The following is a 26,306-nucleotide window of genomic DNA, read 5'->3' as shown; positions in this document are numbered from 1 at the left end:
ATTTAAATAAAAAATTTTTAAAAAACTGTTGCATTTCCGATTATTTATGTAATATATTATAACCATAAATGTTATAAAAAATGACACGGAGGAGAGATGAAAATGAATGAAGTACAGTTGAGTTTGGCGCTTGATTCGCTTTGGGTCATGTTAGGAGCTATTTTAGTCATTGGAATGCAAGTCGGATTTGCTTTGTTAGAAGCTGGTTCGACACGAATGAAAAATGCTGGCCATGTCGCCGGAAAACAAATATTAAGCTTTGCCATTGCCTCACTTGCATTTTGGGCAGCAGGTTTCGCCATTACATTTGGAAAAGGAAATGGATTTATTGGTACAGAAGGATGGTTTTTGAAGGAAGGAACAGAAACGTTCTCCTCGCTTTCATGGGCGAATGTACCGCTCGAGTTAAAATTTTTATTCCAGCTAGCTTTTGTTGGGGTATCTTTAGCGATTGCGTGGGGAGGGTTCGCTGAACGGGCGAAATTATCCGTTTACTTTATTTTTGGAACGATTTTTACCGTCGCTATTTACCCTGTGATCGGCCATTGGGTATGGGGAGGTGGCTGGCTTGGTGAAATGGGAATGCAAGATTTTGCAGGTTCGACAGTTGTTCATTTGCAGGGCGCGATTGCCGCATTAGTCGCAACGTTGCTACTAGGGCCACGAATTGGAAAATTCAACAAAGATGGGACACCGAACTACATTCCAGGCCATAACCAAGTATATACCGTTATCGGTGGCTTCGTCTTATGGGTTGGCTGGTTTGGATTTAATGCAGGAAGTACAATGGGAACGGCAGATGGATTTTTCGGTTATGTCGCGTTAACAACAAATATTGCAGCAGCAGCTGGAGCGATCGCTTCGATTTTGACAGCAAAATGGCTTGTTGGGAAAGCGGATATTCCTGCGATGGTCAACGGCGTATTAGCCGCACTCGTTGCGATTACAGCAGCATGCGCATTTGTTGAGCCGTGGGCGGCAGCAGTTATTGGTGCTGTTGCGGGATCATTCACATTTTGGACGTCTGTATATTTTGAACGAAAAGGCATTGATGATCCGATTTATGCATTTTCTGTTCATGGGATAGCCGGCATTGTTGGAACGATTTCAACTGGCTTTTTCGCTTCGCCACGCCTTGTAGAAAAAACAGGGATTGGAAAACCGGGGTTGTTTTATGGCGGAGGAGTGGATCAGCTTCTTGTTCAAACGATTGGGGTTTTAGGTGCAGCAGTGTATGTGGCGGTTGTTTCGTTTATAATCTTATATGCTTTGAAAAAGACGATCGGTTTGCGAGTGACACCTGATCAAGAAATTTCTGGACTTGATATTAGTGAGCATGGTTCATATGGGTATCCAGAACATTTAGACCCGACTTATCAACAACCACCAACCGTTGTTTCATCTCGTTCGTTATGAAAATGGTGATCGTATGAATGCTTTGAACTCAATTGTCGCTCGGGCGGAACAATGTAGCGATACAGCACAACTAAAGCAACTTCATGATGAAGTTGCTTTTCTCCTCTCTTCTTTTTCATTTTCTTTTTACGATATATTTGATGTATACGATGCGCTTTGTATGTGTCACGATGCGTTAATGAAACAAGCGTTGTTGTTAGCTGAACGAGAAGTTGATCGACAAGGAATCGGCAAAAAACCTTCTTCTTTTTGTTGGTTTGTGATGGGAAGCAGCGGACGAAAGGAACCAACCGTTTGGACTGATCAAGATAACGGTGTGATTTTTTCATGCTTGCATAGCGAAAAAGACGATTGTTATGTATATATGCGTGAGTATGCGCGCCTCGGCGTTCTTTATTTAAACAAAATCGGTTATCCATATTGTCCCGGTTATGTGATGGCGACAAACGAAAGATGGTTAAAGGAAGTTGAAGAATGGAACGAACAAGTTGAAAAATATGTAACAAACGAACATATAGATGATATTCGCTATTTATCTATGTTAGCTGATATGCGTCCGATTTATGGGGAATATGCACTTGCTAATCAACTGAAAACGACATTATATAAAAAGATTGGGGCGACTTTTTCTTTGCGCAGTCGAATGATTGATAGTGTTCGTATTCCTTTTGTGCCGATTGGACCTTTTGGACGGGTGTACGTCGAACGTTGGGGAGAGAAAAGCGGCATGATTGATATAAAACAAGGAGGATATGTTCCGCTCAATCATGTGTTGAAATGGGTTGCTGTTCAAAAACAATTTGTTCATGCTTATTCAACATTTGAACGGTTAACGCGTTGGTATGATGAACACGGCTGCTCGCAACAGCAGTTTGAACGTATCGAAAAAGCGCTTCAGACGTTTTTGTATTTTCGCTTACGATGTTCGTTAGAAGAGAGCGATTTGTCGATCCAACATTTATCAAAAGAAGAAAAACAACGATTAAAAAAAGCGATGATAGTAGCAAAAAAAATGCAACGTCATGCAAGGAAGTGGGTGTAATTGATGGAGCGACCGTTTCAATGGATTAACCGCGTATTATCGCTTGGCCTTCGGTATGATCAAGCGACAGCGGTCGGTCCAGCTTTTCAACAAGAGGCATGGATTCGAAAAATGATGAAAGAAGCAAAGAAACATACGTACTCGCTCGAAACGCCGCTTTCTGACGTGACGTTTATTTTATTAGATACAGAGACGACAGGTTTTTCCCCTCAAAGAGGAGATGAAATTTTTTCACTTGCGGCTTTAAAAACAAAAAAAGGTGAAGCGTTTGACCTGTATTGTTCTCACTTTCGCCCAAAGCGTCCGATTCCAGAGCACGTCGTCGCACTTACAGGCATAACAAATGACGATGTGGTATGCGCGCCTTCGCTTGAAGAGGAGATTCATCATATTCTTTCTTTTTTAAATGGCAGTATTTTAATCGGTTATCATATTCAGCACGACGTTGCATTTTTAAATGAATTTTTATCACGAAACTATCGGATCGTTTTGCAGCAAACCGCGATCGAAATGAGGAGAATAATGGAATGTATATATCACTATTCATTTCCAACACTCGATGATGCATTATCATTTTACCATTTATCCCCTGTTGATCGTCATACGGCGAAAGGAGATGTGATGAGTTTATTTGAGATTTGGAAGCGAGTTTTTGCGGACTTGCAACGGTTGAAAATCGACACGCTACATGATTTATATGCGTTACTTAGTCAACGTTCATAAACGAATGTTGACTTTTTTTACGAAAAATTATACAATTTCATTAACTTACATGAACATATATTCATATATTGAAAGAGGGGAGAACGAGTGGAAGATTTATATGAGCCGTTAGATGAAGAAACGCTTTTCATCGTATCACAAACATTTAAAGCGTTAAGTGACCCGACACGTATTCGTATTTTACATTTACTTTCATCTGGTGAGTTTTCAGTAACGGAGATCGCGAATCGATTGTCACTTTTACAATCGACCGTATCTCATCAGCTCCGTTTTTTAAAAAATTTACGCCTTGTGAAATATCGAAGAGAGGGCACGACGTTATATTATTCGCATGACGATGAGCATGTGTTGCACATTCTTGAACAAACGATACGTCATGCGCGTGATCATTAGGGGGGAGTCAAGTGAAGGAGTATCAAGTGAAAGGGTTGACATGCGCAAATTGCGCGCGAGCATTAGAAGAACAAATTCAGTCGCTTCCATATGGAGAAGGAGCAACATTAAGCTACAATAGCGGAAAATTACGTGTGAATGAACGCGTGAATTTAGAAAAAGTACGTGCGATTTTGGCGACAGATGGGGCATATATGGTAGAAGATGAGCAGTCACAAAGAAAACGAAATCCTCTTCTTTATCTCGTTGGCACATCTATTTTCCTTTTTGTCATGGCCTTTTTACTTGAACGATTTATCGGTAACGAAGTCGTCATCATTTATATCATTGCGACAGCGCTCAGTGGATATAAAACGTTTATCAAAGGGCTGAAAAACATCGTTCGTTTTCGTTTCAATATGGATACGTTAATGACAATTGCACTCATTGGAGCGTTTGGCATTGGCGAATGGAAAGAAGCGACGGTTGTTGCCATTTTATTTGGTATAAATGAGTATTTAGAAGGATTAGGCATGGAACGGGCGCGGCGATCGCTTGATATGTTGCTGAAACAAGTACCAAAAGAAGCGATTGTCATATGTAACGGGCAAACGCGTGTCGTTTCGATTGATTCGTTGCAAGTGGGAGATGTTGTGCTCGTTCGTCCCGGTGAAAAAATTCCATCAGACGGCGTTGTTATTCAAGGGAAAAGTTCTGTCAACGAAGCAGCGATTACAGGTGAATCGATGCCGATCGAAAAGGAGACAGGAATGAGTGTGTATGGCGGAAGTGTAAATAACGAAGGGATGTTACACATCCAAATTACAAAACAATATAAAGATAGTTCTTTATCCAAAATATTACATCTCGTGCAAGAAGCACAAGAAACAAAAACACCGCTTGAATTGTTCATCCAACGTTTTGCCAAATACTATACTCCATTCATTATGGTTGTTGCGTTATTCGTGATGACGATTCCACCTTTATCGTTTGGGGTACCTTGGCACGATGCCTTATATCAAGGCTTAGCCGTTTTAATTGTCGGTTGTCCGTGCGCCCTTATTTTATCTTCACCGATCGCATTGTTAGCTGGTATGGCGCGTAATGCGAGAAAAGGAGTGTTAGTGAAAGGGGGCGTTCATTTAGAGACGCTCGGACGTGTACGTACGATTGCTTTTGATAAAACAGGGACAATTACAAAAGGGAAGCCGCATGTCACGGATGTCATTGCATATATTGACGAAAATGAACTGCTTCGTATTGCTGCATCGTTAGAAAGTGCGTCTTCCCATCCACTCGCACAAGCGATTGTCCAAAAAGCAAAGCAGCATGATATTTCATATAAACAGCCAGAACAAATGGAGACGAGAACAGGAAGTGGAATAGAAGGGAAAATAGATGGGAAGCGTTATCGTATTGGAAATGAACGAATGTTTGATCAACAAGATTTGTCCGAACAAATTCAAAAAGATGCGGAAAAGTTAAAAAGTGAAGGTAAGACGATCGTTTTTCTAGCGGATGAACAACATGTACTCGGCTTATTCGGTATTGCTGATGAAGTGCGTGAAGAGAGCAAAGAAGTGATGAAGCAGCTACATCGTATCGGTATTCGTCGCACAGTGATGTTAACGGGAGACCACGAGAAAACCGCGCAACAAGTAGCAAAGCAAGTAGGAGTGACAGACGTATTCGCCCAGCTTGTTCCTGAACAAAAAGTGGAAAAAATAAAACAGTTAATGAAAGACGATATCGTAGCGATGGTAGGAGATGGAATGAACGATGCGCCAGCACTTGCTCATGCGCATGTCGGAATTGCTATGGGGAAAGGAACAGATAGCGCAATCGAAACAGCGGATGTTGTTTTGATGCAAGATCATCTAGGGAAATTGCCAGAAGCGATCGCTATCGCTCGACGAGTGAATCGCACGATTCGTTTAAATATTGCAGTAGCACTCGGATTAAAAGCGATGGCGCTACTATTAACCATTCCAGGTTGGCTAACGTTATGGATCGCGATTTTATCCGATATGGGTGCAACGATTTTTGTTAGTGTACTAAGCTTATTGATTTTATGGGAGAAGCGTACAAGGTAAGATTGTGCGCTTTTCTAAAAAAAGGATATTATTCAGAAATATTAGAAACGTTGTTGATTTTTTCACCGTTTTTAGTGAAAATGAAGATAGAACTTTAACAACAAAGAGGATGAATAAGATGATGCAAGCAATCGCTGTCATTGCCCCAAATGGAAAAATTTTAGGAGCAGATGAACATTTTTTTCAACATTTTTATCATCGTGAGGTTGATCGCGGGCTGTTAGAAAAGTTTATACAAGAAGCTGAAAATGGGCGCACGGTTTCGTATGCCGTCGTAAAACAAAAAAATGGACAAAACGATGTATATGTACAAGCAACAGCTTTATATAACAAAGAAGGAAACTTACAGGCGGTTGTTGCGACATATCAATATGAACCGTTTATCGATATGCGTCTTACTTCTTCGATCGCTTCACTTGCATCTGAATTTACATTTATTTTATCAGCGGAAGGCGAGATTACGTACGTTTCGCCGACGGCTCAATATGTGTTGAAATGCACAGAAGAAGTGTGTAGCCATGAATTATTTTCTTTTGTTCATCATGAAGATATACCGCTTTTGATGGAAAAGTTACATACGATTTATGCGACAAAAGAAAAAGAGACGACAATTGACTGTCGTTGGCGGACGGATGAAGGGCATTTTATATGGATTCATATGCATGCCCACCCGTTGTTAAATGAAAAAAATGAAATTGAACACGTCATTGTTGTTGCAAAAGATATTACAAAGTGGAAATGTTGCGAGGAAGCACTTACGAAATTAAAACATTTCGATTCGTTAACCGACATTCCGAATCGCTTTTATTTTGAATCGTATGTACAACATATGATTCAACAAAAGCGACCGTTTGCATTATGTTATATTGATTTTGACAAAATTAAATGGATTAACGATCGCTTTTCGTATCAGGCTGGAGACTTCTTTTTGCAAGAAGCTGTTCGTCGCATTCAGCAACATTTGCAACAAGAAGACTTTTTTGCTCGCATCGGTGGCGATGAGTTTGCAATCGTGCTACACGATGTGAATAAAGAAACGATTGTTACGCGGCTGGAACATTTGCTTCAATCGTTTGTAGAACCATTCCGATATAAAGAGCATGTCATTCAATCTAGCCTTTCTGTTGGGGTGACGTTTTTTCCACAAGACGGTATGGATTTAGACACGCTGTTAAAACAAGCGGATCAAGCGCTCTGTTACGCAAAAGAGAGAGGGAAAGGTTATCATTTTTACCATCCTCAACAAAATCGAAAAACAATGATTGAACAAGAGCTACCGATTGCGTTGCTAAACAATCAATTTTATTTATGTTACCAACCGAAAGTGTCGCTAGATAATGAAGCGATTATGGGAGTTGAGGCGCTCATGCGCTGGACGCACCCAACGCTTGGAGCGATTTCACCACTAGAGTTTATTCCGATCGCAGAGAAAAATGGATTTATTTTTGAAATTACAACATGGGTGTTAAAAGAAGCGTGTCGACAAGTAAAACAATGGCAAACCCATTTTCCGACGCTAAAGCTCGCGGTGAACTTATCACCATTTTTACTGAATCGAAAAGAATTTGTGATGCATGTAAAAAATATTTTGCAAGATACACAGTTTCCACCAAACTATTTAATTTTAGAAATCACAGAAAGTGGACTAATGGAAAATATCGAGACGGGGAGACATATTTTAATAGAGTTAAAACAGATTGGAATTCAAGTAGCAATTGACGATTTCGGTACCGGTTTTTCATCGCTTGCTTACATTCGCAACTTACCCGTTTCATTATTAAAAATCGACCGCTCATTCATTCGTGACATCACGGATAATTCAAAAGATGCTACGATCGTTGATACGATTATTCATTTAGCGAAAAGTTTAGATTTACAAGTACTTGCTGAAGGGGTAGAACGCGACGATCAAGTATCTTTGTTGCAAAAAATGGATTGTGATTTTGCTCAAGGGTTTTATTTTAGTCAATCGTTAGAAGCGGAGAAGTTACTACAATGGCTTGAACAGCATAATCAATCGAAAGAGGCGCTTCATTAGTGCCTCTTTTCACGTTTTGTTCACATGTATTTTCTTTTTTCTTCACAAATTTACATTAGTGTAGATGTATAAATGATAAGAACGAGGAATGAATAGACATGCGTAGCTTATTTTTTTTGCTTATACCGATCGTTACACTTTTGTTTGCAGAAACTGCATATGGACAAACAATGGAAGTACATAAACAGTTGCAACAGGCCATTGATGAAGCGCATGCCGGTGATGTATTAGTCGTCAAACGGGGAGTATACGAAGGTCCGATTATTATTCATAAGCCGATTCATTTGATTGCTGAGCCCGGAGCGGTAGTTGATGGGGATGGAAGTGAATATGTCGTAACTATTCGTGCACCCCATGTTTACATAGAAGGGCTCACGATTCGTAGAAGTGCATACGGAAAAGGAGCAGGTGTACAAATTAAAGAAAGTTCACATGTGACGTTGAAAAACGTACGTATTGAAGATGTGCATTATGGTGTTTACGTAGAAAAAGGAAAAAATATTCATCTCGTAAAAAATGTTATGCGTGGTCGAGATGTTCACTTTGCTCAACGTGGCAACGGCATTCACTTATTGAAGACAAAACATGTCGTTATACGTCAAAATGATATTTCGCGTGTGCAAGATGGCGTGTATTTGGATGGAGCTGAACATACGACGATCGAGAAAAATAAAGTAACAAATGCGCGCTATGCGATTCATTTTATGTATGCAGAGGATGGAATAGCAAAAGAGAACGTGCTGATGGAAAATATTAATGGAATCATGATGATGATGTCAAAACGATTTACGATCGAACAAAATACGATTGCCAAACAATTAGACTACCGTGGATACGGAGCGCTCATTTATGATAGTGAACATGTTGTGATGCATAACAATACGTTGCTTTATAATAGCACAGCGTTATCATTACAAAACGGACGTCATTGTACTATAAAAGCAAATGAATTCATTGGAAATTATCGTGCTCTGCATAGTTTATATGAAAATGACAATACGATTGTTGTTGAAAATAAATTTTTAGGAAATATGGAAGACGCATTGATTCAAGGTGCGCCCATTGCATTTGATGATGGAGAAAAAGGGAACTATTGGGATACTTACCGGTTTTACGACTTGAACGATGATGGAATTGGGGATGCCTCGCATCGTATTCGTTCGATGTATAGTCGACTGTTACGACAATGGCCAAGCGTACAATTTTATTTTCAAAGTCCTGCGCTAGCGCTTCTTGATACAACGGAGTCATTTTTTACACAAGCACAGGCGCAAGGAGAAGACCGTTTTCCGCTTATGGAAGTCGATTACAATAAAAACGAAACAAACGAACGATCATGGAGACTATTGTTGTTTGGAAGCATCTTATTAGTAAGCAGTTTGTTTATGTTTGTATATGGAAGGAGAATGAAATATGAAAAAAATTGCTAGTCTTTTATTTGCATGCTTCCTTGTTGCATGTAGTGGAGAGAAAACGTATGAACCGGAAGACATTAATCCGGATATCGATGTATGCGTTGTTTGCAATATGAGTATCGTAGCGGAGCAGTATGCAACGGAAGCGATTTTGAAAGATGGAACGGTGCATAAATTTGACGATATTGGCTGCATGGTGGAATGGATGAATATGCAAAACAACGATGACATAGCTAAGTTATATGTTCGCGATGTAACAAACGGTGAATGGGTTGAGCTCGAGAAAGCGGTTTATGCTTATCATCCAGATTATTGGACGCCGATGAACTACGGGGTCGTTTCATTTGCGAATGAGCAACATGCGAAAGCGTACATGGAACAAGAAGGGGAAGGACAGTTATGGACGTATGAGCAACTAAAACAACATCGGTGGGGATTTGAACGATGAATACGGCGATGAAGTACCAATGGATGATGATGATTCGTAGCAAATGGCTCATGAGCTTTGCAATTTTATTTGCGATTTTATCATCAACCGTAATTGCGAGTAGCGGACACGAAACAGCGGGGGTATTTACACGTTCGACGGCAGCTTTATTAAATTTATCTCTTTTACTTGTTCCTCTTGTTGCCCTATTAGCAGGTAGTTTATTTATCGCAGGGGAAAAAGAAGACGGTCGGTTATCGCTTATATTAACATACCCGATCTCCCCTCGTTCGTTAACGTTCGGATTATATGCCGGTAGTTGTATATCATTATGGACAGTGATTGCTTTCGGATATGGAAGTGCAAGTGTTGTCCTTTTTACAACAGGAGGAACGTGGTCGACATTTTTTTTCCTTTCGTTTGCATTAACGATCGTATTAACGAGCATTTTTTTAGCGATCGCTTTATTCATTGGACTTGTTGCTTCTAATCGTCTACAAGCGCTCGGTGTCAGCTTGTTTATTTGGGCGTTTTTCGTTTTATTTTATGAATTTCTCACATTAGCATTATTGTCGCTTGTGCCAAAACAGTTTACCATCTTACTATTCGGGTTATCTGTTATTTGTAATCCAGTTGAGCTTGTGCGTGTTTGGACGATAACGGCGATGAAAAGTAGCGCTCTATTTGGACCGCAACTATACGAATGGTCAAAATGGGCAGAAAGCACAAATGGACAACTGTCATTTGTAGCCATCGCATGCGTATGGATGATTGTGCCATTATTTTTAGCAAACGTATGGATGAAACGAGGGAAACGTCATGCTTGAGGTGAAACAGCTAACGAAAATATACAATGAACAAAACAAAGTAGAAAACATTTCATTTTCTGTTCAGCCAGGACAATGTTTGGCATTATGCGGTGGTAACGGTGCTGGGAAAAGCACAATTATTAAAATGTTAATTGGACAGCTCACTCCAACAAAAGGAGACATATGTGTAAACGGAAAACAAGTAAAAAAATATGAGAAAAAATGGTTTTCCTTTATGCCCGATCATTTGCAATTTCCTCCGCTTTTAACGGGTTACGAAGTGTTATCTTTGTTCGGACGATGGCAAGGAGCAACAGCTGAGCGTGTCGAACAATGTTTACAGCTTGTTGGGTTGACGAACGATCAACATAAGCAAGTAAAGACATATTCAAAAGGAATGCAACAACGTCTTGCCTTTGCGCAAGCGCTTTTAGCAGACGCGCCATTGCTTATTTTAGACGAGCCAACAAACGGTTTAGATCCGTATTGGGTATGGGAATTTAAACGACTCATTCAGATTGAAAAAGAAAGGGGAAAAGCCATTCTTTTTTCGACACATATGTTGTCGATCGTGGAAGAAATTGCGGATGCTGTTGCGTTTATTCATCAAGGACAAATGCTCGTATATGATTCGGTTTCTACACTTTGCCAAGATGGGCAATCGTTAGAGTCTATATTTTTTGCACAACTTTCACAACATATGGCATACTGAAAAAGTAAGCGAACATAGCTTACTTTTTTCGTTTGGAGGGGGAATGTAACATGTTAAAATTATACGTCATTCGTCATGCAGAAACAGAGTGGAATGCACAACAACGCATGCAAGGATGGAAAGATTCATCTTTAACTGAAACAGGAAGAAAACATGCGACACTTTTACAGGAACGCTTACGTACTGTCCCGTTTACGGCTCTGTATTGTAGCCCGAGCGATCGAACAAAAGAAACGGCTCAAATTGTTTTAGGACAACGTGACGTACCAATGTATTTCGATGAACGCTTACGTGAAATTCATTTAGGTCATTGGGAAGGAAAAACGATTGCCGAAATTGCTCAAACAGATGAACGAAATCATTATTATTTTTATCATGAACCACATGCATATAATCCGATCGTTGGAGAAACGTTTCTTGATGTGCAACGGCGAGCTGTCGCTGCCATTCAGCATATTGTCGATACTCATTCAGAAGGTCATATTCTTGTCGTGACACATGGCGTCGTTATTCGTACGCTCCTTGTATATTGGAAACAGCAACCGCTCGCACAGTTATGGGAAAATAGCCGCGTATATGGTACGAGTGTGACTATCGTTTCGTTTGATGGAAAACAGTGGACTTTGGAATGTGAGTCAAATATTTCGCACCTTGAAGGTGAGATGATACGAGGATGAAAAAATGGTTTGTTCTTTTTGTATTCATTTTCCTTATTCACGGTTGTGTACAGCAAAATAAAGGAACGACGTTTGTTACGACAGTACAATATGTTGTTGATGGGGATACAGTCAAAATAAAAAAAGATGGAGAGATTGTAACTGTTCGTCTATTAAACATTGACACGCCAGAAACGTATCGCGAAAAACAGGCGTATGGTGAAGAAGCAAAGCAATTTGCTAAAGATGTCCTTCTTCACAAAAAAGTGACGGTCGAATTAAGTGCGAAAGAACAACCGTATGATCGCTACGGTCGATTGCTTGCGTACATATGGTTGGAGGATGGAACTTTGTATCAAGAAAAAATTGTACAAGAAGGGCTGGCACGTGTTGCTTATGTGTTTGAGCCGGATACAAAATATGCAAAAAAATTGTATAAAGCGCAAGAGGAAGCAAAAAAAGCGAAAAAGCGCATTTGGAGTGTGGATGGATACGTAACAGAAGAAGGATTTAATATGAGCGTATGGTTAGATCAAGCTTCGTAAATGAGAAAAGGGCTGGATGAAACAGCCCTTTTAATGTGCTAACATAGCTTGCATATCTTCTTCTACATCGCCGATAAGTTTGAGGCCGAACATATCTTGTAGGACGCTTAACACACCTTCCGAAATGAAGTGTGGTGCTTTCGGTCCAATTCGAATGTCTTGAATGCCTAAACTAAACAATCCGAGTAAGATGGCAACCGCTTTTTGTTCAAACCATGAAAGGACGATGCTAACAGGCAGTTCATTCACTTCACAGCCAAACGCTTCTGCAAGCGCCATCGCAATTTTTACTGTTGAAATCGAGTTATTGCATTGTCCTAAGTCAATATATCGCGGAATGTTTGTACCAGGAACAACACCATAATCCACATCGTTAAAGCGAAATTTTCCACAAGATGTCGTTAAAATGACGGTGTTTTCTGGTAAAGATGTTGCTAATGAGCGATAATATTCGCCACCTTTTCCAGGAGCGTCACATCCTGCAATGACGAAAAAGCGTTGAATTTTTCCTTCCTTTACAGCTTGAATAATTTCAGGCGCAATTTGAATGACTGTTTCGTGATGGAAACCGGTCACTAATGTTTCTTCTGATTCGATATTTGCTTCTGGAAGTTGTAATGCTTTTTCAATTAACGGTGTGAAATCGTCATTTTCAATTTTTTGTACATGTTCTAGTCCTGCTACATCGTATGAAAACATGCGCTCAGCGTACGAACCTTTAATTGGCATGACACAGTTTGTTGTCGCTAAAATGGCGCCAGGAAACTTTTCAAATAAGCGACGTTGATCATACCATGCTTTCCCGACATTTCCTTTTAGATGTTTGTATTTTTTTAATTGTGGGTAGCCGTGTGCTGGAAGCATTTCTGAGTGTGTATAAATATTAATTCCTTTTCCTTCCGTTTGCTTTAATAGCTGTTCGAGAGCAAATAAATTATGTCCTGTTACGAGAATACATTTTCCTTCAATTTTATTTTGTGTGACTCGGACAGGCTGAGGAATGCCAAGCCGTTCTGTATGTGCCCGATCAAGTAGTTCCATGACTCGAATGGCAGCTCTACCGACTTTCATCGCCATATCTAAATGCTCTTGTACGTTAAAGTTAGAATTTGTTAACGTCATATATAACACTTCGTGTGTTGTTGTGTCGACGAATGGATCTGTATATCCGAGTTGATGAGCATGCGTGCGATATGCTGCAATTCCTTTTAACGCAAACACAATGGTATCTTGTAAGCTAGCAATCGTTTCATCTTTCCCGCAAACGCCGACAACTGTACATCCCCCTGTTGGTGTTTGTTCACATTGATGACAAAACATCATAACCCCTCCTCTTCTTATTAACACTTTAACAATAGGGGAAAATATGTGTGACGTAAGTGATACATATCACACTTTTATACAAAAATGTGAACGAAAATTGACAATGTTCTATATTGAATAATGAGAAAAAATGTATTAAAATGAAAGAAAATTAAATGAATCACACTACTAGGGGTGCCGGATGGCGATGGCTGAGAGGAAAACGCGCAATCAGTTTTCCAACCCTTTGAACCTGATCTGGTTTGTACCAGCGGAGGGAAGTAGGCTATGTTTTGTCAATGTAAACTAGTCGATTCTTTCCGACTAGTTTTTATTTTTTATAGGGGGGAATGAACGATGAATGTTGGACAATGGTTAACGCGCGTGAGAAAGGAGTCACCACTTGTACATAATATGACGAATGTGGTGGTGACCAATTTTGTTGCTAACGGTTTACTTGCGATAGGCGCATCTCCTGTCATGGCGTATGCTAAAGAAGAAGTAGCTGATATGGTGCGCTTAGCACGTGCGCTTGTATTGAATATCGGCACATTAAATGAAACAGACGTAGAAGCGATGTTGATTGCTGGAAAAGCGGCAAATGAAGCAAACGTCCCTGTTGTTTTTGATCCCGTTGGGGCGGGAGCGACAGCGTATCGCACAGAAACAGCCAGACGTATATTGAATGAAGTAAACATTTCTATTTTGCGTGGAAATGCATCAGAAATCGCAAGCGTTGCTGGAGAACAAGTACGTACAAAAGGGGTAGATGCAGGGGACGTTCAAGGTGATCTCGTGCACGTGGCTAAAAAAGTAGCACGTATGTTTCACTGTGTAGTCGTTGTAACTGGGAAAAATGATATAGTGACAGATGGAGAACACGTAACGATCGTTTCAAACGGCGATGCGATGTTGACAAAAGTAACGGGGACAGGTTGCTTATTAAGTGCAGTATTAGGCGCATTTGCTAGTGTAGGAGAAAACATCGTAGAATCATCTGTCGCTGCGCTCGCTTATTACGGTGTAGCAGCTGAAAAAGCAGCCAAACAAGCGCAAGCACCTGGTTCTTTTCAGCTTGCATTTCTGAATGCTTTATACGAAACGAGCGCAGAAGAAGTAGATGAATACGCACACATTCGAGGGGAATAAAATGATGAAACAAAAACTATCTTTATACTTTGTAATGGGGAGTGTCGATTGTACGAAAGATCCACTCGCCGTGCTTGATGAAGCGATCGAAGGTGGCATTACGATGTTTCAGTTTCGGGAAAAAGGAAAGGGGGCACTAGCAGGAGTTGAAAAATATCGTTTAGCTGAGAAATTGTTTGAGCGATGTCTTGCTCACAACATTCCTTTTATTGTAAATGATGATGTTGATTTAGCGCTTGCCTTACAGGCAGATGGGGTTCATGTCGGACAAGAAGACGAGGCAGCTGAACGTGTGCGTGATCGAATAGGGGATCGCTATTTAGGGGTATCTGTGCACAACTTGAATGAAGTGAAACAAGCGCTTTCTGCTCGTGCCGATTATGTTGGCTTAGGTCCGATTTTCCCGACTGTTTCAAAAAAAGATGCAAAACAAGCATGTGGATTAGCAATGATTAAGCACATTCGCGCACATGAAAAACACGTTCCGCTTGTGGCAATCGGTGGGATTACACAACAAACAGCAAAGCAAGTCATTGAAGCGGGAGCAGATGGAATCGCTGTCATTTCGGCCATTTGCCGTGCCGAACAAATTCGGGAACAAACAAAGCGGCTATATGAGATCGTGATGTGTGCAAAACAAAAAGGCGGCAGTTAATGTCGTCTTTTATATTTTTAATGCAGGATTTTATTTATATCCGTCGAAAGAGAAAAACGAACATATGAAAGAGGGAGATGGGAAAAATGGAACATATCGTATTGTCATATGGAGAGCGAGTCGCAACAATCGAATTGAATCGTCCGGATGTGTTGAACGCTTTAAACGAACAAATGTTAGCGGAGTTGCTACAAGCGTTAAAGGAAGTGGAAAAAAGCGAGGCGGATATTGTCGTCATTCGCGGACGAGGAAAGGGATTTTGTGCAGGGGGAGACATTAAAACAATGTTGCAGTCAACGAATGAACATTCATTCATAGAAGTAATGGAAACGATTAGACAAATTGCTCTCACACTGTATCAATTGCCGAAACTAACGATCAGTTATGTGCATGGCGCTGCTGCAGGATTAGGATTTAGCTTAGCGCTCGCTTGCGACCATGTGATTGCAAATGAACAAGCACGTGTTGCAATGAATTTTATCAGTATTGGATTAATTCCAGATGGTGGAGGCCATTTCTTTTTAAAACGGAAAATTGGAGAAGTCAAATCAAAACAAGTGATATGGGAAGGAAAAGTAATGAGTGCACAAGAAGCATATGAAGTGGGACTTATTGATGAAATTGGTGATGAACAGACGATTCAACAAAAAGTGAATGAATGGTTAGCGAAACCGATTGTTGCAATGATCGCAACAAAGCAGTTGTACGCCCATTTAAGCGAAGAACAATTGTTAAACACGTTGCAAATGGAAACAGCATATCAAGCAGAAATGCGTCAAACGGAAGATCATGCAGAAGGCATTCGTGCCTTTTTAGAAAAGCGTCGTCCGCATTTTCGTGGAAAATAAAAAATTTGTAAAACTTTCATCTTTACGCTAGCCTTTTCGACCTTGTGACGTGTATAAATGAAATATAGAAAATATGACGAAAAGGGCGAAGGAAGATGAAAGTAGTAGTTATTGATGATTATAGACCGACATTGGAAATGATTGAAGCGATGCTTGAGCATATTGAAAATATTTCAATTTATCCGTTTGAAGATGCAGATGAAGCATATGCATATATGTTATCGCAACAGGTAGATGTCATTTTAATGGATATTTGTATGCCGAAAACGGACGGGATTGAATGGTGTCGGCGCTTTAAACAACATGAGCAATTACAACACGTTCCTGTATTAATGGTCACCGGTTATGATGAGGAACAAAAATTGGTGGAAGCGTTTGCAGCGGGGGCGTTTGACTACATTCGTAAGCCGTTTACCATGGTCGAACTGATTGCTCGTGTTCAATTGGCGTATCGCCAAAAAGAAACGATGGATCAACTGAAGCGAACGAACGAAGCATATATGGAAAGTTATCGACATATGTGGGCAATGCAAAAGAAGATGAACGAAGATTTACACTTAGCTCGGCTCGTTCAAGAAGGTTTGCTCCCTGAACGAATGAATAATGAACATATTCATTTTGTTGGGACGTATATTCCGTCCTCACAACTGTCTGGCGATTTGTATTTTTGGCAGCAAGTTCGCCCCCATATGTATGCTTTTATCGTGATTGATGTCATGGGGCATGGCGTTGCATCTGCGCTTGTTGCTATGTCGATTCGTTCGCTATTACACGGACTAATGACGAAAGTGACTGAACCGCTTGCGGTTGTGCATGAATTAAATCGACATGCTTTTCAATTGTTTGGAAAGGAAACGAAATATTATTTTACAGCTTTTTACGGAACGATTGATGTAAAAAACAAAGTGATGGAGTATGTGAATGCAGGACATCCTTCGGCGATATTGATGACCAATCAAAAAATTATGTTTCTAAAAGAAGGAGGCATTCCAATCGGTATTATACCAAACGCTCCATATAAAAAAGGGACGATTTCTTTTCAACATGATACGTATCTTATTCTTTACACAGATGGGCTAATCGAAGTGTTAGGTGATGACTGTGCTAAGCAACTTGTGCATACGATCCAAACAGCTCATTCGTTTGATCAAATGGTAGAAAAGATCAATGAACAAGCACAACATACGAAAGGAAATGACGATATTACGTTTGTTTCCATTCATGTAAAATAGCGGTCTGTTCACAGACCGCTATTTTACATCTACCATTTGATCCAATTGACAAATTGATAATATATGCTTAATCGGTGTTGAAACACCGATCATTTCAATGTGCATTCGATCTTTCAGTGGATACAGCCAGCTAATAAGCAACCGAACGCCAGAGCTATCAATAAACCGAACAGCAGATAAGTCAATTTGTAAATGAGATGTATCCCACGGCCGCGATTGAATCATTTCTTCCATGACGCGCGATGTTTCAAAGTTAATATCTTGCTGAAACGAGACAACGATTTTATCATCATATGTTACAATGTCAATCATATTTCTCCCCCTTTTTTCGTGCAATCGTTATGATTGCACGCTTTCCTTTTTCGTCAAATGAAAAATGTGAGGCGAGTTGTTGAATGAGAAAAAGTCCGCGTCCCCCTTGATGAGTCAAATCAGGAGGGGGAACGTTTAGTTGTTTCTCCCATTCAAACCCATCACCTTCGTCAATCACTTCAATGATGATCGCTTCATCTGACCAGCTGATATATACGTTTGCGTCTTTTTTCGTAGAGTGGCGAATGACATTTGAAACAAGCTCCCACAATATGAGTTGGACTGTATATTTTTGCATGTCGTCTAGTTGAATACGATCATCTAACTGCTCGAGCATCGCTGAGATCATCGTGCTATAATTTGTTTCATTTAGTTGAGCTTGAATCATTGCTTTTTAACTGAATCAAAAGTTGTTGAATATACGGATGTTTATAATCCCCTTGATGCTCGAGACGGTACAATTGACTCCATAAAGAATTATATGTTGAGCGAAACGAAAGAGGAACGTTTTCTCCAAATGAACGTTGTAAATGCATAAGACGAAACTTTGCATAATTTCGTGATGGCACATCGTTTGGCAGAAGTCCCATATCGATTCGCACAAGTTGTTCATTTGCTTCGTGAAGTAATGTTTCTGCCATTTCATCGATATGCACAAACGTTCGTTGCTCGTATTTTAGCCGTGGGTGTTTCATCGGCATCTTCCTCCGTTTAACTATTACGAATTAAATTTTTCCGTCAACTCTTGATTTAAATCATTCAACTGTTCGGCCATTTCAGCAATTTGTGATGCAGCTGATGAAATTTCATCAAACATTTGATGAAACTGTGAAATGAGAGAAGTAAATTGATCAATTTTTTTACTTGTCGATTTCACATCGGTGACGGACTGATCGAAAATGTGAATAATGCTTTCATTTGCTTGACGGAATGCGCGCGTTTCCTCGACAATTTGTTGAAACGCATGTTCAAACTTTCGAATCGTTTGTTGTACGACATCAATATGATTTTGAATGTAATCAAGCGATTGTTCGGTTTGTGTCGCAAGCTTTCGCACTTCATTTGCGACGACCGCAAATCCTTTTCCGTGTTCCCCAGCACGCGCTGCTTCAATATTTGCATTTAAAGATAAAATGTTCGTTTGATTTGAAATGCTACGAATCGCATTGACGATTTCTCCGATTTTCCGCGAACTATCTGTTAGCTCATTCGTCAACGACTTTGTTCCTTCAATTAATTTCGCGACACCATCTAATTTCGTTAATGTTTGCTTCACATCTTCTTTTCCTTTTTCCACCCGTTCAGTCATTTGTACGGACTGATGTTGGATGTTTGTGACCTCATCTAACATATCTTGCACGTTCTTTTGTACCTCAAAAATGGAAGCAGTCGTTTCTTCCGCGCTTGACGCAAGCGTTGTAGATGATTCTGTTAGCCGATGTTGTAGCTCTGCAATTTCGTTTAATTTCATCATCGAAGACGTATACGCCTCAATATACGTTTCAATAGCAATTTGCATATCTAATGAACAAAGTTTAGCGAAAGAACGATATACGTTCGTTGCTTCTGTCGGAGGCAATTCTTCCATCAATATGCGAAGCACTTCATTTTGAATGATCGTATAAGCCCCTAAATACCATTCTGGGAATAACCCAATACGGTTATGGACGTTGCCGATTACTTTTCGACGAATGACATACTGTTCGCCAACCTCTCCAGATACCATATCCATCAAATAAGCACGCAACGTTTGTTTTAAGCGGTCGATCGTCGAATGATTGTCAATAATGCTTCTTAAATGAGGCATTTGTCCAACTTGATCGTAAAACGCATTAACAACTCGTTCGACATGTTTAGCAAAAAGTGGGCGAATCGAAGCAAGTTGTTGTACATCTTCTTCCGTTAATCCGACGAAAGAAACTTGTTGTTTTCGATCGCTTGAAAGAAGTTGGCGGTAATATGTTGTCACATGTGAAGGTGTAGAGAAGCGAAGAGTTGCATCTTCTTTTTCTTTTTGATGCTTTTTTCGGAATAGTTGAATGGCCCCCGATTCATTAAAAAGGGCGTGAAATGGACATTTTGACATCGTTTTCCCTCCATTGTTTATAAAAAATCCCCTAAAATATTATATCATGTATAGCAAAAATAAGAAGGAAAATTTTTATGTTATTTCCGAGGGAAGCGCAAAAAATGACAAAGTTTTCCCTCCTTGTCGAATGAAAAAGAATGAAGTAGAATGTATATTTGTGAACAATATGAACTGCGGAGAGAGAAGCGATGAGCAAAAAAATTTTATATTTATTTTTTGTTTTAATCGGAGCTACAGTCGTTATTTTTGCGAATATGAAGCATAACATTTATACGTTCATGTAAAATGGGTATTTCTATCAGTACATGTATACCCCTTCGTACATACGCTAGAAGTGTAACAAACTTTAATGCGAAAGGGGTTATGAAATATGCATTGTCGTCCAAATATGATGCCGCCGATCGTTCATCCAACAAAATGTTGTACACAACATCAAATGCAAACAACGATTGTGCCGCACATTCATCCGTCGCATACGACATATGTGAATCACCATATGTTCCAGCATCAACATTATTTTCCGCACACACAATCTGTTGTGAATGATGTATCACACCAACATGTTGTTTGTCCAGGTCCTGGTCCGTTTCCACGACCATTTTAACCGAAGGCGAATTGCCTTCGGTTTTTTGTCGAAAAAAAGACGAAGTTTGTGAAAATGAAAAATTGACAACGACTGTTTTTTTTGAAAGAATAGGTGTAGACATGGATAATTGAGGTGAGCAAACGTGCTTTCGGATCGCATCAACTTAACAGCAAAAGACATTCTTGAAAAAGAGTTTAAAATAAGCATGCGTGGATATAATCAAGATGAAGTGGATCGCTTTCTTGATTTAATTATTAAAGACTATGAAACATTTCATCAAATGATTGAACAATTACAACAAGAAAATACACGCCTAAAAAGCCAATTGCAGGAGGCGCAAAAACGTCAGCCATCTCAATCAGGAACGACGAATTTTGATATTTTACAACGTCTTTCTAATTTAGAAAAACATGTTTTTGGTAACAAACTTTACGAATAAATGATCCAACCTTTTCTATTGATTTGGCTTATCGTTTCGGATATACTAACATATGCTTACATGAATCATGTTCGGGTAATCGCTGCGATGTGTATGCATCGTAGAGGAAAGTCCATGCTCGCACGGTGCTGAGATGCCCGTAGTGTTCGTGCCTAGCGAATGCATAAGCTAGGGCAGTCTGGCGATCAGCTGGGCTGACGGCAGGGAAAGAGCCTACGTCCCTAACGGATATGGCTCGATTACCTTTAAAGTGCCACAGTGACGTAGTCTTGCTGGAAACGGCAAGAGTGGAACGCGGTAAACCCCACGAGCGAGAAACCCAAATGATGGTAGGGGCACCTTCTCGAAGGAAATGAACGGAGAGAAGGACAGGCGTGAGCCTGTAGATAGATGATTACCGCCGAAGTACGAGGCGCAAGCCGTTTGCAGTACGACGGAACAGAACATGGCTTACAGAACATGGTTCATGGCATGACTCTCCTGCATAACGCTAGGGGAGTTTTTGTTTTTCGGGGAAATATGAGGGGAGAGTCTGATGTGAACAAAAAGTTGTCATCTTTGTTTGAAACAGATACATTTTTATCTATTGCTCATACGATTATTCAAGAAGCAGATGAAGGAATGATTGTGACGGATGGGCAAGGGCGTATTTTATTAGCAAATCCCGCGTTTGAAACGGTGACGGGTTATACACAAGAAGAAGTGTTAGGGAAAAAACCGAACATTCTTCGTTCCGGTTTACACGATCGGAAGTTTTATGAAAACATGTGGGAGACGTTACGGGATCATGGTGTTTGGAAAGGGGAAATTTGGAATAAACGAAAAAACGGCGAACTGTTTGTCGAATGGCTAACGATTAAAGCGGTCTATGACGCTACGGGAACTCCGACGCATTATGTTGCGATTTTTTCAGATGTGACGCAACATAAACGGACGATGGAACAATTAGCACGGTTATCAAATTATGATTTATTAACAAACGTTCCAAATCGCCAATTATTTGCGAAACGACTGCAACATTTACTTGATGTAGCTCGGCGTTACAATCAGCAATTAGCAATTTTGTTTCTCGATTTAGATCGATTTAAATATATTAATGATGAACTCGGTCACTATAGTGGAGACGTATTGTTAAAAAAAGTAGCAAATCGTTTAAAAAAGCTATTGCGCACGAAAGATACGCTTGCACGCATTGGTGGGGACGAATTTGTCGTCATTTTGCCTAAACTAAAAGATGTGCAAGAAGCAATAACAATCGCAGAACAAATGATTGAGGCACTTCAAGCTCCATTTATGCTGAATGGAAAAGACGTATACATTTCAGCAAGCATTGGGATTAGCATGTACCCAAACGATGGGGATGATGGAGAGACGTTGTTACGTCGAGCGGATCGCGCGATGCAAAAAGCGAAAGAAAGCGGACGAAATCGCTTTGAGTTATATACGGCTAAATTGGACTATCAAAGCGAAGTTGTGACGTTAGAAAATTATTTACGAAAAGCGCTGGAACGAAATGAGTTATTCATTTGCTATCAGCCGATCGTGAATATGAAGACGAAAAAAATTGAATCACTCGAGGCGTTAATGCGTTGGAAGCAACCAGACATCGGGTTCGTTTCGCCGGCGCAATTTATTCCACTTGCAGAAGAAACGGGGCTTATTGTTCCGATGACGAAGTGGCTGTTTGAACAAGCGTGCATACATATCAAGGCGATCCATCCATTCGCCCCACATATGAAAATAGGAATAAATATTTCTGCCGTACATTTTCAACAAGACGATTTTGTCGAGCAATTATCGACGATTGTGAAAGAAAACGATGTGCATCCACGCTTTTTTAAATTAGAACTGACGGAAAGTACGATTATGCCAAATGCTGAAGAGTCCGTTCAAAAACTTGTACAGCTTAAACAATGTGGCTTTAAACTAGCCATTGATGACTTTGGGACAGGTTTTTCTTCATTAAGTTATTTACATCGCTTTCCGATCGACATTTTAAAAATTGATCAATCGTTTATTCGTCGCCTATCTTTATATAGCGATGATGCGACGATCGTATCAACAATTATTATGATGGCGCATCATTTGCATTTGTCTGTTGTCGCGGAAGGAGTTGAGACGGGGCAACAATATGAGTTTTTAAACGAACAGCAGTGTGATATGGTACAAGGATATTACATCGCCAAGCCGATGCAAATAGATGAAGTGCAACTATTTATTCGGGAATGGGATGCTATACATGAATGAAAGGTGAAAACATATGGGACAAATGACATTCATTGCTACTGCGGCGATGGGACTTGAATCGATCGTTGCAGACGAAGTGCGCGCGCTCGGCTATGACTGTGAAGTAGAAAATGGGAAAGTGACATTTGTTGCAGATGAGCGAGCGATTTGTCGCACGAACTTATGGCTTCGCACAGCCGATCGTGTAAAAATCAAAGTGGGCGAATTTCCGGCGACAACGTTTGATGAGTTGTTTGAACAAACAAAAGCGTTACCGTGGGCGCAATTTTTGCCGATCGATGCCCAATTCCCTGTTGTCGGAAAATCGGTCAAGTCAAAATTGTTTAGCGTATCTGATTGTCAAGCAATCGTAAAAAAAGCAATTGTTGAACATTTAAAACAACATTATCGTATTTCTTGGTTTGAGGAAACAGGTGCATTATTTCGTATTGAAGTAGCTTTACATAAAGATATCGCTACATTAACGATCGATACGAGTGGAGCGGGATTGCATAAAAGAGGGTATCGAGTCAAACAAGGGGAAGCGCCATTAAAGGAAACATTAGCGGCAGCGCTCGTTCAATTAACGAATTGGACGCCAGATCGTCCGTTTGTTGATCCGTTTTGTGGATCGGGGACGATCGCAATTGAAGCTGCGTTAATCGGGCAAAATATCGCACCGGGATTTAATCGCGAGTTTGTATGCGAGCAATGGAATTGGATCCCACCTCGCTTATGGGACGAAGCAAGAGAAGAGGCGGAAGATGTAGCGCGTTATGATCAACCGTTGCATATTGTTGGATTTGATATTGATCACCGCATGGTCGATATAGCGAAAATAAATGCACAAGAGGCTGGATTAGCAGATTTAATTACGTTTAAACAAATGCAAGTAAAAGATTTTCGGACGAAAGATGAATACGGCGTTATCGTCGGCAACCCGCCTTATAGTGAGCGATTAGGGGAAAAAGAAGAAGTGGAACAATTGTATCGAGAAATGGGAAAAACATTTGCAGCTCTCGATACGTGGTCGATTTATATGTTAACATCTCACCGCCAATTTGAGCAATTGTATGGTCGACGTGCAACAAAACGACGGAAATTGTTCAACGGTTTTATTGAAACACAATATTATCAGTTTTGGGGACCTCGTCCGCCACGTTCGTATGAAAAGCTGTCTCGCTGACAGCTTTTTCTTTTCAACTTCATTGACTTCTTTCTTTTTTTGATCGATAATTAATGTTTGTGTACTTCGTTTAAATTGATGGAGGGGCTAAAAAATATGAGCAAATATCCGTTTACATTAAGCAAAAACGAAAACTTTTTTGATAAATTGAACGAATGGATTGGGGACGTCTTTTACGACATTTTACCTGAAGCTGGGTTTGAATTGCGCGATGAACAAATTTTTATGGCATTTCAACTTGAGCGAGCATTTAAAGAGAAAAAAGTGATGTTTGCTGAAGCCGGTGTAGGAACAGGAAAAACGATCGTATATTTACTTTATGCTATTTGCTATGCACGTTATATCGGAAAGCCTGCGATTATTGCTTGCGCAGATGAAACGTTAATTGAACAGCTTGTAAAAAAAGAAGGAGATATTGCGAAAATCTCACGCGTCTTAAACATGGATATTGATGTTCGATTAGCCAAATCGCCCGATCAATATTTATGTTTAAACAAATTGGACGAAGTATTAATGACGGAAGAAGAGGAATTGTACGAGCAAATTTTTGATGAATTGCCTCCATTTGTTCATGACCATGCTCCACTTCAAACGTTTTATCATTACGGTGATCGGAAAGATTACGCTCATTTAAGTGATGAACAATGGTCAAAAATTGCTTGGGATCCGTTTCAAGACTGTTTAGCGTGCGAAAAACGTCATCGATGTGGTCAAACGTTATCGCGCGATCATTATCGCAAAGCAGCGGATTTAATTATTTGTTCGCACGATTTTTATATGGAACATATTTGGACGTATGAAGCGCGGAAACGTGAGGGACAGCTCCCACTTTTGCCTGAAGCGAGCTGTGTCATTTTTGACGAAGGGCATTTATTAGAGTTTGCGGCGCAAAAAGCGTTAACGTATCGTATGAAAGAAACGACGTTAGAGACGTTGCTTTCTCGTTTATTAGAAAATGATATTCGTGAACAATTAGCTTATTTAATTGAAGATACATTGGAACTTAGTGTACGTTTTTTTGATGAATTAATGAATCATGCGAAAGCTGTGCCGGGATCGAATCGTCAAGAATTAACGTTTACTCCATCTCTTTTGCAACTTGCACAAACTTTACAAACAAAAGTTGAGCAAATTGGCGATGAACTCGTCTTTGAAAGTGAGACGTACACAATTGACCAGTATCAATTAAAAGTTGTGGATGAGTACCTAGATCAAATTCATCACTCCTTACACTTATTTATTCACAACCGAGATGCAATTACATGGCTTGAATCGTCGCTAGATGGCAATACGCTTGTCATTATGCCAAGAACGGTACAAGAAGTGTTGCGTGAAAAAGTATTTTCTAAACGTATGCCATTTATTTTTTCGTCTGCCACACTATCTAATGAAAAATCATTTGATTATATGGCAAAAAGCCTAGGAATCGACGAATATATATCGTTTCATGTCGATTCCCCATTTGACTACGATGAACAAATGAAAATTTACATGCCAATATTTGAAAAGAGCGAACGTATATTTGAAGAAAAATATGCGTATGCCTTAGAAAAAATACGCGAAACGAATGGGCGTGCTCTCGTATTGTTCCCAACGCGTGAACAATTGAATGAATTTAAAGCTCGCGCCCAACGTGAAGAACAATTTACTTTCTTATTTGAAGGGGATCAAGAAATTAGCGAGCTTGTTTCTCGTTTTCAAAACGAAGAAGAAACGATTTTATGTGCCCAACATTTATGGGAAGGATTAGACATTCCAGGCCCTTCATTAAGCAACGTGATTATTTGGGCGCTTCCTTACCCTCCAAATGACCCTGTTTTTCAGGCGAAGCGAAAGGAAACGGACAATCCGTTTTGGGAAGTCGATGTTCCGTATATGATTTTACGACTGCGACAAGGGGTCGGGCGCCTTATTCGTCAACGAGATGATCGAGGAATCGTATGTATTTTTGTAACAGATGATGAACCGATGCAAGTGATCGAGGCGATCAAACGTGTATTACCGACAGATGTACAACAAAAATAAAGGAATCAT

The 26,306-nt window shown here is 40.1% G+C and carries 26 protein-coding genes, 1 other RNA gene and 1 riboswitch; of the genes, 22 read left to right on the top strand and 5 right to left on the bottom strand.

From position 1 onward, the window contains the following. Window positions 1-102 precede the first annotated feature (102 nt). From HNR63_RS06295 to HNR63_RS06240, 12 genes are all read left to right on the top strand, one after another. Complete coding sequence (locus tag HNR63_RS06295; RefSeq protein WP_021094113.1) at window positions 103-1,416, top strand: ammonium transporter; 1,314 nt, start codon at window positions 103-105, stop codon at window positions 1,414-1,416. A gap of 13 nt (window positions 1,417-1,429) precedes the next feature. Continuing rightward, window positions 1,430-2,458 (top strand): DUF294 nucleotidyltransferase-like domain-containing protein, encoded by a 1,029-nt coding sequence (locus tag HNR63_RS06290; RefSeq protein WP_181520161.1) that lies wholly within the window; start codon window positions 1,430-1,432, stop codon window positions 2,456-2,458. A 3-nt stretch (window positions 2,459-2,461) separates the two neighbouring features. Continuing rightward, window positions 2,462-3,181 carry an exonuclease domain-containing protein gene (locus HNR63_RS06285; RefSeq protein WP_085788441.1) on the top strand — a complete coding sequence of 240 codons (720 nt, stop codon included), beginning with the start codon at window positions 2,462-2,464 and terminating at the stop codon, window positions 3,179-3,181. 87 nt (window positions 3,182-3,268) lie between these two features. Further along, window positions 3,269-3,574, top strand: a complete 306-nt coding sequence (locus HNR63_RS06280; RefSeq protein WP_085788425.1) for an ArsR/SmtB family transcription factor — start codon at window positions 3,269-3,271, stop codon at window positions 3,572-3,574. A gap of 11 nt (window positions 3,575-3,585) precedes the next feature. After that, entirely contained in the window at window positions 3,586-5,646 is a 2,061-nt protein-coding gene (locus HNR63_RS06275) for a heavy metal translocating P-type ATPase (protein WP_181520160.1), read from the top strand. Window positions 5,647-5,755: 109 nt separating this feature from the next. After that, entirely contained in the window at window positions 5,756-7,684 is a 1,929-nt protein-coding gene (locus HNR63_RS06270; protein ID WP_181520159.1) for a putative bifunctional diguanylate cyclase/phosphodiesterase, read from the top strand. A 98-nt stretch (window positions 7,685-7,782) separates the two neighbouring features. Further along, the gene (locus HNR63_RS06265; RefSeq protein ID WP_181520158.1) at window positions 7,783-9,114 is read left to right on the top strand and encodes a right-handed parallel beta-helix repeat-containing protein; all 1,332 of its coding nucleotides are present in this window, start codon (window positions 7,783-7,785) and stop codon (window positions 9,112-9,114) included. Next, window positions 9,098-9,547: a nitrous oxide reductase accessory protein NosL gene (locus tag HNR63_RS06260; RefSeq protein ID WP_181520157.1), complete on the top strand. Its 450-nt coding sequence runs from the start codon at window positions 9,098-9,100 to the stop codon at window positions 9,545-9,547. Before HNR63_RS06265 ends, HNR63_RS06260 begins: the two co-directional genes overlap by 17 nt. Next, window positions 9,544-10,353, top strand: a complete 810-nt coding sequence (locus HNR63_RS06255; RefSeq protein ID WP_181520156.1) for an ABC transporter permease — start codon at window positions 9,544-9,546, stop codon at window positions 10,351-10,353. The genes HNR63_RS06260 and HNR63_RS06255 overlap by 4 nt, the downstream gene beginning before the upstream one ends. Continuing rightward, window positions 10,346-11,047 carry an ABC transporter ATP-binding protein gene (locus tag HNR63_RS06250; protein WP_181520155.1) on the top strand — a complete coding sequence of 234 codons (702 nt, stop codon included), beginning with the start codon at window positions 10,346-10,348 and terminating at the stop codon, window positions 11,045-11,047. Before HNR63_RS06255 ends, HNR63_RS06250 begins: the two co-directional genes overlap by 8 nt. Before the next feature lie 50 nt (window positions 11,048-11,097). Further along, window positions 11,098-11,724 (top strand): histidine phosphatase family protein, encoded by a 627-nt coding sequence (locus tag HNR63_RS06245; protein ID WP_085788432.1) that lies wholly within the window; start codon window positions 11,098-11,100, stop codon window positions 11,722-11,724. Further along, entirely contained in the window at window positions 11,721-12,248 is a 528-nt protein-coding gene (locus HNR63_RS06240; protein WP_181520154.1) for a thermonuclease family protein, read from the top strand. Before HNR63_RS06245 ends, HNR63_RS06240 begins: the two co-directional genes overlap by 4 nt. Before the next feature lie 30 nt (window positions 12,249-12,278). Here the strand turns inward: HNR63_RS06240 and hcp are convergent, their stop codons facing one another. Then, a complete protein-coding gene (gene hcp / locus HNR63_RS06235; protein WP_181520224.1) occupies window positions 12,279-13,568 on the bottom strand; it encodes a hydroxylamine reductase in 1,290 nt (429 codons plus the stop codon). Window positions 13,569-13,731: 163 nt separating this feature from the next. After that, a riboswitch (TPP riboswitch) is annotated at window positions 13,732-13,847 on the top strand. Between the two features lie 60 nt (window positions 13,848-13,907). On the opposite strand from hcp, the gene thiM reads away from it, so the two are divergent. The 4 genes from thiM to HNR63_RS06215 all read left to right on the top strand — a co-directional run bounded on the left by thiM (window position 13,908) and on the right by HNR63_RS06215 (window position 17,434). Next, complete coding sequence (gene thiM, locus HNR63_RS06230) at window positions 13,908-14,699, top strand: hydroxyethylthiazole kinase (RefSeq protein ID WP_021094101.1); 792 nt, start codon at window positions 13,908-13,910, stop codon at window positions 14,697-14,699. A gap of 1 nt (window position 14,700) precedes the next feature. Next, entirely contained in the window at window positions 14,701-15,354 is a 654-nt protein-coding gene (thiE, locus tag HNR63_RS06225) for a thiamine phosphate synthase (protein ID WP_085788434.1), read from the top strand. Window positions 15,355-15,440: 86 nt separating this feature from the next. Beyond that, a complete protein-coding gene (locus HNR63_RS06220) occupies window positions 15,441-16,202 on the top strand; it encodes an enoyl-CoA hydratase (protein WP_181520153.1) in 762 nt (253 codons plus the stop codon). A gap of 95 nt (window positions 16,203-16,297) precedes the next feature. Next, entirely contained in the window at window positions 16,298-17,434 is a 1,137-nt protein-coding gene (locus HNR63_RS06215) for a fused response regulator/phosphatase (protein ID WP_181520152.1), read from the top strand. An 18-nt stretch (window positions 17,435-17,452) separates the two neighbouring features. Here HNR63_RS06215 and HNR63_RS06210 read toward each other — a convergent pair whose 3' ends face one another. The 4 genes from HNR63_RS06210 to HNR63_RS06195 are packed head-to-tail and all read right to left on the bottom strand — an operon-like array spanning window position 17,453 to window position 19,832. Further along, the gene (locus tag HNR63_RS06210) at window positions 17,453-17,746 is read right to left on the bottom strand and encodes an STAS domain-containing protein (RefSeq protein WP_042888430.1); all 294 of its coding nucleotides are present in this window, start codon (window positions 17,744-17,746) and stop codon (window positions 17,453-17,455) included. Further along, window positions 17,739-18,134: an ATP-binding protein gene (locus HNR63_RS06205; RefSeq protein ID WP_181520151.1), complete on the bottom strand. Its 396-nt coding sequence runs from the start codon at window positions 18,132-18,134 to the stop codon at window positions 17,739-17,741. The genes HNR63_RS06210 and HNR63_RS06205 overlap by 8 nt, the downstream gene beginning before the upstream one ends. Continuing rightward, window positions 18,112-18,441 (bottom strand): hypothetical protein, encoded by a 330-nt coding sequence (locus HNR63_RS06200; protein WP_085788442.1) that lies wholly within the window; start codon window positions 18,439-18,441, stop codon window positions 18,112-18,114. Before HNR63_RS06200 ends, HNR63_RS06205 begins: the two co-directional genes overlap by 23 nt. A 23-nt stretch (window positions 18,442-18,464) precedes the next feature. Beyond that, window positions 18,465-19,832, bottom strand: coding sequence for a globin-coupled sensor protein (locus tag HNR63_RS06195; protein ID WP_181520150.1), 1,368 nt, complete (start codon window positions 19,830-19,832; stop codon window positions 18,465-18,467). Window positions 19,833-20,205: 373 nt separating this feature from the next. Here HNR63_RS06195 and HNR63_RS06190 point away from each other — a divergent pair, with 373 nt between their 5' ends. The 6 genes from HNR63_RS06190 (at window position 20,206) to HNR63_RS06165 (ending at window position 26,297) form a co-directional block, all read left to right on the top strand. Then, window positions 20,206-20,439 (top strand): CotD family spore coat protein, encoded by a 234-nt coding sequence (locus HNR63_RS06190; RefSeq protein WP_021094092.1) that lies wholly within the window; start codon window positions 20,206-20,208, stop codon window positions 20,437-20,439. 124 nt (window positions 20,440-20,563) lie between these two features. Next, window positions 20,564-20,860, top strand: coding sequence for a cell division regulator GpsB (gene gpsB / locus HNR63_RS06185; RefSeq protein ID WP_085789467.1), 297 nt, complete (start codon window positions 20,564-20,566; stop codon window positions 20,858-20,860). Between the two features lie 67 nt (window positions 20,861-20,927). Beyond that, an RNA gene (gene rnpB / locus HNR63_RS06180) (RNase P RNA component class B) lies at window positions 20,928-21,318 on the top strand. Between the two features lie 79 nt (window positions 21,319-21,397). Further along, complete coding sequence (locus tag HNR63_RS06175) at window positions 21,398-23,107, top strand: putative bifunctional diguanylate cyclase/phosphodiesterase (RefSeq protein WP_425485165.1); 1,710 nt, start codon at window positions 21,398-21,400, stop codon at window positions 23,105-23,107. A gap of 13 nt (window positions 23,108-23,120) precedes the next feature. After that, window positions 23,121-24,272, top strand: coding sequence for a THUMP domain-containing class I SAM-dependent RNA methyltransferase (locus HNR63_RS06170; RefSeq protein ID WP_181520148.1), 1,152 nt, complete (start codon window positions 23,121-23,123; stop codon window positions 24,270-24,272). Between the two features lie 96 nt (window positions 24,273-24,368). Continuing rightward, window positions 24,369-26,297 (top strand): ATP-dependent DNA helicase, encoded by a 1,929-nt coding sequence (locus HNR63_RS06165; RefSeq protein WP_181520147.1) that lies wholly within the window; start codon window positions 24,369-24,371, stop codon window positions 26,295-26,297. The last annotated feature ends 9 nt before the right edge of the window (window positions 26,298-26,306 follow it).

This window comes from Anoxybacillus ayderensis (genome assembly GCF_013761015.1).
GTDB lineage: Bacteria > Bacillota > Bacilli > Bacillales > Anoxybacillaceae > Anoxybacillus > Anoxybacillus ayderensis.
Note: the sequence above shows the minus strand (reverse complement) of the source record. Positions and strands in the feature narration are given on the sequence as shown.